General features: G+C 33.9%; 10 protein-coding genes. 4 read left to right on the top strand and 6 right to left on the bottom strand.

Going from position 1 to position 14,273, the window contains the following annotated elements; all coding sequences use genetic code 11:
• Positions 1-92: 92 nt before the first annotated feature.
• The 5 genes from ACIGHG_RS22075 to ACIGHG_RS22055 all read right to left on the bottom strand — a co-directional run bounded on the left by ACIGHG_RS22075 (position 93) and on the right by ACIGHG_RS22055 (position 7,791).
• Entirely contained in the window at positions 93-1,544 is a 1,452-nt protein-coding gene (locus ACIGHG_RS22075; protein WP_396550583.1) for a glycosyltransferase family 39 protein, read from the bottom strand.
• Between the two features lie 224 nt (positions 1,545-1,768).
• A complete protein-coding gene (locus ACIGHG_RS22070; protein ID WP_090916250.1) occupies positions 1,769-3,328 on the bottom strand; it encodes an ABC-F family ATP-binding cassette domain-containing protein in 1,560 nt (519 codons plus the stop codon).
• 798 nt (positions 3,329-4,126) lie between these two features.
• Positions 4,127-4,948, bottom strand: coding sequence for a glycosyltransferase family 2 protein (locus ACIGHG_RS22065; protein WP_336474407.1), 822 nt, complete (start codon positions 4,946-4,948; stop codon positions 4,127-4,129).
• A gap of 66 nt (positions 4,949-5,014) precedes the next feature.
• A complete protein-coding gene (locus ACIGHG_RS22060; RefSeq protein WP_336474408.1) occupies positions 5,015-6,469 on the bottom strand; it encodes an oligosaccharide flippase family protein in 1,455 nt (484 codons plus the stop codon).
• A gap of 809 nt (positions 6,470-7,278) precedes the next feature.
• Complete coding sequence (locus tag ACIGHG_RS22055) at positions 7,279-7,791, bottom strand: acyl-CoA thioesterase (protein WP_336474409.1); 513 nt, start codon at positions 7,789-7,791, stop codon at positions 7,279-7,281.
• Positions 7,792-8,078: 287 nt separating this feature from the next.
• On the opposite strand from ACIGHG_RS22055, the gene ACIGHG_RS22050 reads away from it, so the two are divergent.
• Positions 8,079-9,407: a glycosyltransferase family 39 protein gene (locus tag ACIGHG_RS22050; protein ID WP_336474410.1), complete on the top strand. Its 1,329-nt coding sequence runs from the start codon at positions 8,079-8,081 to the stop codon at positions 9,405-9,407.
• A 426-nt stretch (positions 9,408-9,833) separates the two neighbouring features.
• Here ACIGHG_RS22050 and ACIGHG_RS22045 read toward each other — a convergent pair whose 3' ends face one another.
• The gene (locus tag ACIGHG_RS22045) at positions 9,834-10,466 is read right to left on the bottom strand and encodes a trimeric intracellular cation channel family protein (RefSeq protein ID WP_090916240.1); all 633 of its coding nucleotides are present in this window, start codon (positions 10,464-10,466) and stop codon (positions 9,834-9,836) included.
• A gap of 275 nt (positions 10,467-10,741) precedes the next feature.
• Between ACIGHG_RS22045 and ACIGHG_RS22040 the strand changes: the two genes are divergently transcribed.
• From ACIGHG_RS22040 to ACIGHG_RS22030, 3 genes are all read left to right on the top strand, one after another.
• On the top strand, positions 10,742-12,121 hold the full coding sequence (locus ACIGHG_RS22040) for an O-antigen ligase family protein (protein ID WP_336474411.1): 1,380 nt from the start codon (positions 10,742-10,744) through the stop codon (positions 12,119-12,121).
• An 86-nt stretch (positions 12,122-12,207) separates the two neighbouring features.
• Complete coding sequence (locus ACIGHG_RS22035) at positions 12,208-13,338, top strand: glycosyltransferase family 4 protein (protein ID WP_336474412.1); 1,131 nt, start codon at positions 12,208-12,210, stop codon at positions 13,336-13,338.
• 48 nt (positions 13,339-13,386) lie between these two features.
• Complete coding sequence (locus ACIGHG_RS22030; protein ID WP_336474413.1) at positions 13,387-14,127, top strand: WecB/TagA/CpsF family glycosyltransferase; 741 nt, start codon at positions 13,387-13,389, stop codon at positions 14,125-14,127.
• Positions 14,128-14,273: the final 146 nt, after the last annotated feature.

Below are 14,273 nucleotides of genomic sequence, written 5' to 3'. Positions count from 1 at the left end.
TTTAACCCTTACATGTGGCAGGAAAAGGCCTTGGCCGCTTCTATGCACAGCCAGATGCTCCCGTCCCCCCTAAAAAGAAAGAGGTTTTTATGTCATTTTTTCAACTTGCATTTATATAGTTTTTTTCCTATACATCGATGAATTACATAGATTCCATAGCTTTGAATAATGAAGAAGCTTGGAATGATAAAATATCGATACCTTGTCTGCACCTCTATTAAAAAATGAACAGTTATATATCCAATAATAAGTAAGAGAAATAATGTATAATGAAAGTTTTTCTGTTTTGTGAAAAGAAGAGATAATAATCCAATTACACCAAATAACATGGTTGCAATATACATATATTTTTCATATTCCATAGATGTATCAGATAAATCTTTTTTGTTTAATTGATTTAAGCTCCAGTAACCAGCGGAGTCAAGATCCCCCCACATATAGGAAAATTTATCTCCAAAGAGTGTGAATAGCTTTTCTTTATCTGCAATTCGTTCTTTAATGAGTTTCATTTCTAATGCTTTTCGTTCTTCACCTATTTCTAGACGCAAGATTTGTTCAGCATCTGACACTGAATATGATCCTGTTGTTTCGTGGTTAAGCCCTATGACAAATTTCCAAAGAGGGTCACGATTAGATAAAGGATACTTTGTAATTCCTGTAGCAATGAACATAGAGCTTACAATATAATGGACAGCATAAAAGACAATAAGAATACCAATAAGTTTCTTTGTTGTAGTAAACATTGTTTGTTTATCTTTTCCAAGAAATCCATGAAGGAATAGATAAATGATAACAGCTAATAAGACGAGACTACCTAGAGGGCGTATGATATTACCAAGCGCTAGTGTAATTCCTATAAAAATCCAAGTATATTTACTGTGTAATCCTTTTGTTATTAATAAATAGAATCCTAAATAAAATAAAAATGTTGCAAGGTGTTCGTTGGTTAAGACCGAACTCATCATAATGCTTGAAATAAAAAAAGCATATAATATTCCAGCTACACGCCCAGTCCACTCATTGAAAATTTTGCTTGTAATGCCATATACACATAGTGTAGTTCCCGTACAATAAAGGACATTTAACAACTTTAAAATGAATATATGGTTACCAAATAATTTGATGATAAAAGCTTGATACATCGCAAATCCTAGTTGATACACCCATGTTGTGTAGTATGGAGAACTTGAAAAACTATAGTCGCCGTGAGCAGCTTGTACAGCACTCTCATACATTAATGCGAAGTCAGATTCAATTGGTGTTGGGATTTTTAGAATCCAAATGAATCGAGCGGTAAACGCACAAAGTGTTAATAAAATAATAAATGTCGTTTTTGAAAAGTATGTATTACAAAGATAAGTTAGTAGTATAAGCAAAATCATGATGAGAATTATAATGGGAGCACTAATAAGTGTTCGAACGAATAGAGTTTCTTTAACAGTTAAATAAGAATCCCAAATAGTAAAAGCAAAGATAAGTAAACACAAAATTACGAGGCATTTTGCTAACAACGAATTGAAGCGCTTCCATTGTATGGTTAACATGATTTGTTACACCCCTTGTTGTAATAGAATGATTTATACAGGAAGAAAGCATATTATGTATTCCGCTTAAAAGCTTGAAGTTTTATTTTATAAGAATACAATTTTTTTAATAAGGTAAAATGTTTTTTAGATAGAAAAAATAATGAAATATGCCTCTTGTCTTAGACAAGAGGCATATTTTTATCCCACTATTTGTGAGCAGTGAGGCCCCGATGGATTAGACTTTATTGCTGAGCTGCTTTCTCTGCCCATTCTTCTACGTTCCAAACTTTTGTAATCCAGCCTTCATAAAAGTCAGGTTCATGGCAAACAAGAATAATTGTACCTTTATATGCTTTCATAGCACGCTGTAATTCTTCTTTAGCTGTCACGTCAAGATGGTTTGTTGGCTCGTCAAATAATAGCCAGTTGCTTTCCGTTGCCATTAATTTACATAAACGAACTTTTGCTTGTTCACCACCACTTAATTGGCTCATTGGGCGAGAAATATGTTCATTTTTTAAGCCGCATTTCGCAAGCATTGCACGTACTTGATGTTGGTCTAAATGCGGGAACGCATTCCATACATCATCAATTGGTGTAATATTTTCAGCCTTAACTTCTTGTTCAAAATAAGCAGGCTCTAAAAAATCACCAAGACTAATTTTCCCGTTTAGCGGTTTAATTTTTCCAAGAATCGTTTTGAGTAATGTTGATTTTCCGACCCCGTTACATCCAACAATGGCAATTTTTTCACCACGTTCAACAGTCATTGTTAATTTCGGTAGGAGAGGATACGTATAGCCGATTTCTACCTCTTCTCCTTCAAAGACAAAACGGCTGCTTGCACGGCATTCTTTAAAAGAAAACTCCGGTTTCATAGCAGTTTCTGGACGATCAATACGTTCCATGCGATCGAGTTGTTTTTGGCGACTTTTTGCACGTCCAGTAGTTGAGTAACGCGCTTTATTTCGCGAAATAAAATCCTCTTGTTGTTTAATGAACTCTTGTTGTTTTTGATACGCTTGTAAATGTTGATTTTTGTTGATTTCTGCTAGTTCTAAGAACTTTTCATATGTTGCTGTATAACGTGACATTTTTGAAAATTCAAGATGGAAAATAACATTAACACATTTGTTCATAAACTCTGTATCATGGGAAATTAAAAGGAACGCGTGAGGATATTCCTTTAAATAGTTTGTTAACCATTGAATATGTTCAACGTCTAAATAGTTAGTTGGCTCGTCGAGTAATAGTACTTCAGGTTGCTCAAGCAATAGCTTTGCAAGCAATACCTTCGTACGTTGTCCACCACTTAACGCCGAAACATCACGATCTAAGCCAATTGCATCAATTCCAAGACCACGTGCCGCTTCTTCAATTTTAATATCTAATAAATAGAAGCCGCCTGCTTCAAGTGCATCTTGCACTCCTGCCATTTTTTCAAGTAGTTCTTCTAATTCTTCTGGCGACGCTGTTGCCATGTTTTCAGCAATCGTATTTAATTCTTTTTCTTTTTCGAATAAAGGTAAGAACGCATCTGTTAATACATCACGAATAGTTCGTCCAGGTGTTAAAATTGTGTGCTGATCTAAATATCCATAATGGGTGCCAGGTGTCCATTCTACACGCCCTTGATCATGAATCAGTTGCCCTGTAATAATATTCATAAATGTTGATTTACCAACACCGTTTGCACCGACTAATCCAACATGTTCTCCTGCTAATAAACGCATTGATACATCTTTAAATAGTGTACGATCACCAAAAGTATGACCTAGATTTTCAACTGTTAATAAGCTCATAGTGTCCTCCGCTCTGTTTGAAATATATAAATCTATTTTAATTTTTTAACATAAAAGTTACTAATACGCAGCATAAAAAATGACCTGCATATGGGAGGGAAAGGCCCTAGCATGGCCAGATGCTCTCACCTACCTAAAAGAAGAGGTTTTAGGTAAGTTTTTCAATTGCTATTTATAATAGTATCTTGAATCATGATACTAAATTCTTAAATATAATGCTATCTTTTATCTTTGAATTTTCACGTATTCCTTATGAAAAGGGCCTGTAACTTTATGGGATTTTTTCATTACAACAATGTAATGTTAGTGTAAGATAAATCGATAGTTGAGTCCTTGTATATATTATACACTTTAGTTAGTAAGGCGGTACAAACGCTGTAAAGATGAGTAAGTATAATGATAAAAATACAATAATGTGTGCTGTATACCAAGATAATAAATAGTCGTTAGTTTACTCATTTTATAATTGTTTAGAGAGTATAAAAACCCCCCTTGTTTTTATGAAAAGACCCCTTGTAAAAAAGAGCAACTGTTCCTGTATTGGAAAGTTGCTCTTTTTTTATCCCGCATTAACGGGCAGTAAGACCCCCACCTCAAGATTCGGAGAGAAACGTTGTCCAGCTCTAGCGGCTAGAATCTCCGGTCGTTTCGCCCCCTCCGACGTCCTGCGATTCTGAGCGAGCCGCTTCCGCTTTTCTAAAGAAGATAGGTGGGGGACAACGGCCCGTAAAAGCCCGATTGGTTCAACTAACCATCAGTAGGAAATCATGAAAACACCAACTGATGGTTAATTTCATTTTATTTAAAGTATCCTCTAACAATCCCTTTTAAGCGATTTGTATGGAATTTTCGTTTATCGTTAGAGATGTTTTGCATCGCGCGGAATGTAGCGGCGGCGATGGCACGTAAAAAGTAAGGAAATCCATAATGTAAGCGAATGACTCTTCCGAAACCACCAGCATAGGAAATTGCTCTTATTAATGATTGCTCATTAATAATCTCTTCTTTTACTGGATGATACACGAAAAGGTCTTTCTTAAATAAACCTGTATATCCATTCTTCATACCGCGAAGTACAAAGTCAGTTTCTTCACCAGCTCCGTAAATTGTTCCTGATCCAACTCCTAAGTCTTCATCAAAGGTGCCTACATCTTGTACAAATTGTTTTGTGAAGAAGAGGGCGAAGGAAGGACCCATGAATCCATATTTATTATTTAAAATAATATCTGTTTTAGGAGCGTGTATTAAGGAGCCTGTCCCTTCTATATTTGTTGTGTTGGTAGAAATAAAATGAATATTTTTATTTTGTTTAAACGTTTCTTGAATGTTTTCTAACACATTCGTTTCATAAATACAGTCGTCATCTGGAAAAGCGATAATATCACCATTAGCTACTTTTAATCCTGTGTTTCGCGCACGGGAGAGTCCTTTGATTGGTGTGTATATATAATTAATTGAGAACTTTTCTTTATAGTTATCAAATAAATCAGAGATTGGTGTATCGTTTTGATCGACTACAATGAGTTCAAAGCTTTTATATGTTTGTTTTTCTAACGATTTTAGTAAATCTATAATATCATCACGTCTGCCGCAAGTCGCCATGATTAAAGAGAATTTCAATCGGAACAGCTCCTTTAAAGAAGTTTCATTCACTTAAGCATGCAAGATGGTGTTGTGTTACTTACATCATTTTTTCTTCAGCTTTTCTTTAATTTTATCTAAAAACATAAACAATATCTCATCTTTTGTTATCAATAAAATCAAGGCATATACACATCCGCATGTGATGATTGTAATAATAACAGGAAGGATTTTTCCTGTTATTGTTATATGGACGAGAAATGATAACGGTATAAATGTAAGTGAATAGAAGAGATATTTTAGTTTCGATATATCGAATAATGTGTAATTTACTTTTAATTTCTTTTTTACATATATATATTCCAGTGCAATTAGCAAGCAGTATGAAATCGTAGTTGTGAAAATCGCTGTTGTCGGTGTGAATACATGAAAGACGATCAGCGAGATATTTAAAATCAGGTTTAGAAAACCACCAATGAATAAAAACCGTACTAAAATGTTTTCTTTCTTTTTTACGTAAATAATTTGATTCGATAAAATAGATTCGATACCGAGTGCAATCATATATAATGCAAAAGCAACTAATGTACTACCAGCGCTAGCAAATTCATTGCCCCCGTAAATAATAACAACTCCATGGGCAATAAGCATTAAGCCAATAGCTGCTGGGAATAGCGTAATAAAGTACACTTTTGAGATTTTATTTAATAATGATTCATACTCTTTTTCATCGGCATTTCCTGATAAATAAGAGAGCCGTGGAACGGTAACTTGAATTACGCTTAACATCAGTGTATTAATAATTGTCATAATTTGGAAAGACATGACATAGTAAGAAAGTTCGGATTTACCAACATACTCTCCTAATAATAGTCGGTCTAATTGTGTATATAGAATAGTTGCATTTGAAAAGATAACAACTAAAAATAATGGTTTTAAATGCGGGATAATGGTTATGCCGGAAAAATCGAACTTAACCTGACGTTTTACATATATAAAACTGATAAAATGGTTCAAAAATGTTGATAAAACTAATAAACCTGCAAATTGTTTGTAATCATTTGCACCATGGATGAAAATAAATAGAAGGACAACATAAATGAGCCGAACAATAACTGTTTTTTTCGCAATGAAATCATAATTTTCATGTGCTTCATTGTACCATTCTACATAAAATAAACTTGAAATAAAGTTGAATCCAAAAATAAGAAGGACCGGAAATTCTTCTTTACTTCCATATCCAATATAACTAAAAACTAAAAATGCAAGTAAAGCAAGAATGCTAGTTGTAAAGTTAATAAGATATAAGCTTGTGAACAATTGGGAAGTTTTTTTCTTATCCTTTTTTACTAAGCTAATTTCGCGTAAGCCATATTGATACACACCAAATGTAGCAAAAAGAAAGAAAAAATTAAAAATTGTTTCGCTATTGTTAACCATTCCCATTGAATGAGGTCCAAGCATTCGATATGCATAGGGGCCCACGAGAAGCGGAAGGATAATATTAAAGGTGTTGAGCAATAATTTATAAAAAATATTTGATACAATTGATTTTTGCATAATTTCACCTTTCATCGATAGTTCTTAAAATAAAATGCTTTTGTGTTTTCTATTGAAAGGAATTCAATATTGGAAGTCTAATTTGCATTTTTAATCCTATAATTTTGACTGTCATGATCTGCACTCGCTGTCTGTTTTTGCTTTACCTTGCATGTGGCAAGAAAAGACCCTGACCGTTTCTATGTGCGGCCAGATGTTCTCGTCCCTCTTAAAAAGAAAGGGGGTTTTAACTTGTACATATATTCATTTTAATTTTTCGACATCTTTGTCTAGCTCTGCCTCCTAAGCCCTCATGTCTAAGGTTCTTCCACACAAGAAGGTAAAAAACACCTTTTGTGTGAAAGAACCTTAGCCAACGGGCCTAAACAGTCGGCTCCGCTTTTCTTTGTAAGTCGATGCGATGCAGAATACAACATGATCTGCACTTGCTGTCTCCTTTTGTTTTAAATCTTGCATGTGGCAGGAAAAGGCCCTGACCGCCTCTATGCGCGGCTAGATGCTCTCTTCCCTCCTAAAAAGAAAAGGATTTTTGTGTCGGTTTTGTAACTTGTATATATAGCATAGGATTTTTTTATTGAGTGATATTCATGGAATGTTCCTCTGGCTAATAAGTTATGTAAGTAAATTAATTTTAAGTAATTACGGATATAAGTTTACCGCAGATAAACTTTGTAAAGCAACAGTGGATTCTTTTCTTAATTGCATTAAAAATGGCATACAATGTATAAAAATAGCAGATAAGAAAGCTTAGTATTTCTTCATAATATAAAAAACTTGGCGAATACATTCGCCAAGAAGAGGTTGTGGAATTACACATTCCATGGTTTTTGAATTGTTAGTACTTCTGCCATTTCCTTACTTTTTAATCGGTTCATTTTTCGTTTTTCTGCACGTTCCCCGCCTGTGTTATATAACCAGAGCTCTTCTTCTGTTTCAGCGATCACACCTGGTACAGAGGCTGGTTTTCCATCTTTTAATGCGACGAAAGTGATGAAGCAAGTAGCTGCAATACGGCGTTCTCCTCCTAATAAATCCTCTGCAACGATTTTTACGAATACTTCCATGGAAGATTTTCCTGTATAACAAACGAATGCTTCATAGCAAACAGAATCGGTTTGGTGAATTGGTGTTAAGAAGTCAACAGAATCGATAGAAGCAGTTACACAATGCTGACGGCTATGGCGTGCAGCAGCGATAGAAGCAATGCTGTCAATTTCCGCTAATAATTTTCCGCCAAATAATGTTTGATGGTTATTTAAGTCATTTGGAAAAACACGTGTTGTTTTTATCGCTCTTGACTCTCTCATAAATTTCTTTTCCATATTATCTACTCCTGTTTTGTTTGTTCTTATGATATTCATCGGAACTTAATTTATTTCGTCCATCATTCGTTATAAACAGTGAACGAAAATTTCTCTGTATATAGATTGTAGTGTAAAAGAGATTTCGCTTACATTGCAAGGAGAATATATGATGTTACGAACTTTGTTATAGAAATAGGGTACCGGTATTCTCTTTATTCGTGATAAAATCGTTTTGTTACAAATACGAAGTTAAGGGTATAGATACCTATTAACGAGAGAAAAAAGAGGTGCGATAGAATAAAGTTATGGACAAGATGCAGATAGGTTTTTCAGCTTTTTTTTACAAGGTAGTAGTTGGACTCATGTTCCTCTTTTTTGCATATTCCTTTTGGTATTCTTTTGGAGAAGTAAAAACTGTTTTTGATGTAAAATCTTCTAGTTTAGCGATTGTATTAGGTGTTTGTATCATTTTACTTTTGCTGACTACCTCTATTTTACAATATCGATTTACGGATAAACAATTTATTATTTTTCTCATTTCTGGTACTGTGTTACTCCGATTTCTATCTATTGTGTTAATGAAAGATCCGATCGAAAGTGATATGAATGTGATGTATGAAGCTGCTAAACAAGTTGCACAAGGAAATACTATTTTTAGCAGTCTAGAAACTGTAGTTCAATCTCCTTTTATTATGTACGAATCTTTTTTAATTCGTTTTTTCGGAGATGCAACGTTTGTCTTAAAGGTATGTAATGTTTTATATTGCGGAGCTACCGCTTATTTTATTTATCAGCTTGCTTCAAAACTATTTCATGAAGAATGTGGCCGAATTGCAGCGGTATTATACGCTTTGTATATTCCTAATATCATGCTTTGTTCTGTGTTAACGAATGAGCATTTGGCAACATGTTTATTTTATTTTGCCTGTTACTTACTTATTATACATAAAGGATTAAGTCATTCGTATATGTGGGGAGTCGCCGTTGCTTTATTTGCTTTCAGTAATATGATTCGTCCATTAGGCTTATTTTTAATTATAGTTCTTGTTTTGTATCTTGTATTAGTAGAAGTTTTGCAAAGTCCAGATAGAAAAGGAATGTTGATTAGACTAATAGGTGTATGTGTTATATTTTATGGTGTTCATTACGCAGTAAGTTATGCACTTGGAACATCAAGTAATTCGCGATACACCTTTACAAACGAAGGGTATATTCAATCTGTCCTAGTAGGAAAAAATGAAAAAAGAGCAGAACAAGAGAAAAAAGAATATAATATGGATTTTATAAACAAAAAGTTGAATAAAATAGAGAAGGATCGTTTTTCTTCTATTCAAATGAGTTTAGGAAAGCTAGAGAAACAAGAAATGAAAAACACCTTTATAAAAGGTGGATATTTTATATACATGATGATTACGATATTCGCGGCAATCTCTATGTTACATCTTCTAGTTCAAAAACAGGGAAATAGAAATTATATGCTGTTTCTACTCATAATTGCGAGCCATTTGTATACAAAGTTTATGAACATGCATATTTTATATGAGGGTGTATTAGTCCCAAGTCTATTGATATTACAAAGCTATGGGATATATATGATAAATCAATATTGTCAAAAGCTATTTTTTAAAAAGTAAAGTTCCTATGAGTGTGGATGATTTTATTCCTCACTCATAGGAATTTTGTTTTATCACGTTATTCGTGGATAGTAAAACCCCCACTAATCGTCAATTTGTTTTATGAATCGCTTCTAATCTTTCTTTATTTATTATATCTATTTTTCTATACCTTATTTTTATATAAAACTCGAAGGATTTATGTAATATATTATGTATCCATTTAAATTTTTCAACATGTAATTCGCTGTCATGTAGAATAAAACATGACCTGCGCTAGCTTCTTCTTTTGTTTTAAACGTCACATATGGTAGGGAAGGGTCCTGACATGACTATTTCTATGCGCTCTCGTTCCCCCTTAAATAGAAAGATAATGTTTATGTTGTTTTTTAACTTGTATATAAAAAAGGAGAATTCATGAAAGAATTCTCTTTTTATAAAAATAGATCAATGACCTTTATGGATTTTCGCATGTGTTTTAAAAAAGACTGGGAAATGTACATTATAGATAAAAGTTACTACACGTATAACAAATGTTACGAGTAAACAAATATAGAAAGCTAATACGTGTGATCCCATTTCATAAGTAATAAGAAAGCTAATTGCACCTAGAATGGAGGCAATTGCATAAATTTCTTTACGAAAGACATATGGGATATCTTGCGCACACATATCACGTAAAATTCCACCGCCAATACCTGTGATGACTCCCATAGAAACAACTAAGAAAGAAGCATTCATATGATGAGTAATGGCCGCATTTGCACCGATAGCAGTAAATACGCCTAGACCGACAGCATCTGATAGCATAATAACAACTTGTAATTTATGAATTCGTTCAAAAAACATACAAGTAAATAATGCTGCTAAGATACTAATAAAAAAGTAAATTGGTTGAACAAATGCAACTGGAGGTAAGTTTCCAATCATAACATCTCGAATGATTCCGCCGCCAAGTGCAGTTGCTACAGACAAACAAAGGACACCAAATAAATCGAGTTCTTTTTTTAAACCTACTAATGTACCAGAAATGGCAGCTGCGATAATACCGAGAAATGTAAATACATCAATTAAAAACATCGCTCCGATCCCTTCCTTCTAAAGATGTTCCAAGGAAAGAATATACACTAAAGTTATCAAAATAACAATTCCTGTTTCGCTACATGTAAAAAAAGCGAAAGAATAAGGAAAGAAAGCGTTTGAAAGTGTTGTTTTCAAAGTAAATACAATTGATATAGGAGAAAGGTGACGCCCTCAAAGATTTTATGATTCAATTAAAATCCCATCTAGTCAATTCATAACTTATGCTATAATAGGTATTTGGAAAGAAGCAACAATATTTATGGGGGGTAAAAATGTTAAATCGCAATAGTTTAAGTTATAAATTTGAACGTTTTCTATTGATTTTTATTATATTACAACCAATTATAGATTTACTTACATCGTTTTGTATTTTAGAGCTAAAAATCGATGCAACGGTTGGAGTGATAACACGCTTATTTGTTATGGCTCTTGGTGGTATTTATATTCTTACGCAAGCCCGTATAAAAGAAAATCGAAAATATATTATATATTTACTTGGGTTAGGAATTGTCCTTGGATTAGGATTTTTAAATAACAAAATGATTAAGCATCCGATGTTACAAATGGAAGATCTTAAGTTTATAGCAAAGGCGTTATATCCATTTGTGATGATAAGTTGCTATATTCTCGTATTCAAGTCATTAAAGACGAAAGAAACAATGCATACAAAGATGAGAAACTATATAGCATATGCAGCTTTAATTATAAATGTAACTATGGTTGCAGCTATCGCAACTGGAACGGATTATAATAGTTATGACTATTTTAAAGAAGGTTCTCGCGGCTGGTTTTTTGCAGGGAATGAACTTGGATCGATCTTAGCGATTGTATGCCCAGTTGTTGTATTGTATTCTATTGAAAAAACAACAAGCTTAGCAAAGAGTTATTTCTGGATTCCGTCTCTTTTAATTGTATTTTCATTGTTTGCAATTGGAACAAAAGTAGGGGCTGGTGCTATTGTTTGTACATTTGTTATTGGTATTTTTATGTGCTTTATACAAGCGTTTTTACAACGGAAAGAACGTAATAAAAAGCCATATTTGTTAAATGGTTTAGTCGCGATAGTTATATTTGCAGGAGTAGTAGGATATTTTCCATTCTCGCCAATATATAAAAATACAGGGATTCATCATCAAGTATTTGAAAAAGTACAAGAGGAAAAAAAGCAACATAATAACCATGTTAAACAAGAGGATACTGCAAAAGAGAAAGAAAAAGCGAAAGAAGAAGAGAAAAAGGCTGAGACACAAGCTCTCATTTTTAGTGGGCGTGAATTATTTACAAAAACGTATGAAGACTTTTATAAACAAGCGCCTATGTCTCAGAAGTTACTTGGTATGGGATATGGTGGTAACTTTAAAGATGCCCCAAAATTAATTGAAAGAGATTTCCATGATTGGTTTTATACTTTTGGCATTATCGGTTTCATTTTTCTTATGATTCCGTTTCTGTATTATGGTTTGAGAATTCTAATGGTGTTAATAACAAGGTTCCGTGAAGTATTTACGGTCAAGTACGCATTGTTAGCTGCTGGTCTTGGGTTAGCATTAGGAATTGCTTTTACAGCAGGTCATGTGTTAACGGCACCAGGAGTAAGTATTTACTTTGTCGTATTATTAGCATATTTAATCGTTGATTTAGAAATAGAATAATGGAAAAATAAAAGCTAGCACTATGTTAGCTTTTATTTTTTGCTATAGTAAAAAATAAGAAAATATATTTAATGGAGGAAAAAAAGATGAAAGTGTTACATATGAATGCTGGAGCAGAAACAGGTGGCGGAAAAACGCATATTATTTCACTTTTGTCGCAATTCCCGAAAGATGTAGTAGAATTAGCGGTATTTGAAGAAGGTGCAATAGCAAGTGAGGCGAGAGCATTAGGAATAAAAGTACATGTTTTTTCACAATCATCTCGTTATGATATATCCATTCTTTCAAAAATACGTTCTTTTATTAATAAAGAAGATTTTGATATTGTCCATACCCACGGGGCAAGAGCCAACTTTTATCTTTCTTTATTAAGAAGAAAGATAAATGCCAAATGGGTTACAACCATTCACAGTGATCCAACATTGGATTTTATGAAACGTGGTTTAAAAGGTTGGGTTTTTACAAAGTTAAACTTGCGTTCGTTTAAGAAAGTTGATTTATTTTTTGCTATTACAGAACGTTTTAAGATGAATACGGTAACGCTAGGTGTACCAGAAGAGAAAATTTGTACAATCTATAACGGAATTGAATATGATCATATTCCAGCAGAGCCTTATGATGTAAAGGAGAATTTTGGTATACAAGAAGATGTATTTACAGCAATTCAAGTAGCCCGTTTACATCCTGTTAAAGGACATGAAATATTATTTGAAGCGTTGCAAAACACAAAAATTCCCAAAATTAAAGTGCTGTTACTTGGTGATGGACCAATTGAGAATGAATTAAAAGCAACAGTGAAACAAAAAGGGTTGGAAGATAAAGTTCTATTTTTAGGACATCGTGAAGATGCAAAGAATTTATATGCCGCAGCACATATCAATGTATTAACATCGTATAGTGAAAGTTTTCCCCTCGTTTTATTAGAAGGGGCGAATCAACATTTAACATCTATTGCTACAGATGTTGGTGATATGTCACAACTTATTGTTGATGATACATATGGATGGATTATTCCAATTGGTGATGCTACGGCGCTTACTCGTGCGTTAGAAGAGGCATATGAAAAGTGGAAAAATGGTGAATTAGTAGAAATGGGTGAGCGTTTATATACTCATGCGTCTTCTCATTTTTCGTTACGGAATTTATATGAAAATACGTATGAAGCGTATAAGAAGGTTTTGCCTGGCGGTAATGAATATGCAAAAGTAAGAGGTTAGACTAATCAGTGGTGAAAAAAGATATTTAAAATAGAGAGGATTGTAAATATGGCAGTGCAAACAGTTGATATTTTAGGCGTGCCCTTTTCAACGATGACAATGGAAGAAACAGTTCGGTATGTAATGCAGCAGCTGGAAAAAAAACAAGAGAATACGTTTCAAGTTGTAACGGCCAATCCTGAAATTGTGATGTGTGCCAAAAGAGATGCTGCATTTCAGCAAACGCTTCTTCAAGTAGATCTTATTACACCAGACGGAATTGGTGTTGTAAAGGCAAGTGGTATGCTTGGAACACCGTTAAAAGAACGTGTGGCAGGTTTTGATTTCATGTGTAATTTGTTTGAAACATTATCACAAGAAAAGAAAGCTGTATCTGTTTTTTTACTTGGAGCAAAGCCGCACGTTATCGAAAGAGCTGCTCGAACTTTAACAGAAAGATATGCAGCTGTATCTATTGTTGGAACACAAGATGGATATTTTGAACAAGAGAAAGAAGAAGAAATTATCGAACGTATTCAAGAAATGAAGCCGGACATCTTACTAGTTGCACTTGGATTTCCGAGACAGGAAAATTTTATTCAAAATAATAAACATCGTTTACATGCGAAAGTAGCTGTTGGCGTTGGGGGGAGCTTTGATGTTTGGGCCGGAGAAGTAAAGCGTGCTCCAAAATGGATTCAAGCTATTCATTTAGAGTGGTTTTACCGTTTGTGCAGTAATCCAACGCGCTGGCGTCGTCAGCTTGTATTAGTTGAATTTTTAAAAGAGGTTGTTCGGTCGAAAAAGTAGCGAAATATCGCTGCTTTTTTCTTTTTTAACATATTTTCCGAAAAGAAGTCCCCTTCCTCAAGGAGCGAGAAGGGCGTAGCCCAGCGAGTAGGTGGGGGATGAATTTTCGGTAGGTGATCGCCTACATATGTTCTTTGTATGTACTT

Source organism: Bacillus sp. NPDC077411, from assembly GCF_044543425.1.
GTDB lineage: Bacteria > Bacillota > Bacilli > Bacillales > Bacillaceae_G > Bacillus_A > Bacillus_A bruguierae.
The sequence above is the reverse complement of the archived record's forward strand: the minus strand, read 5'-3'. Positions and strand labels throughout refer to the sequence as shown.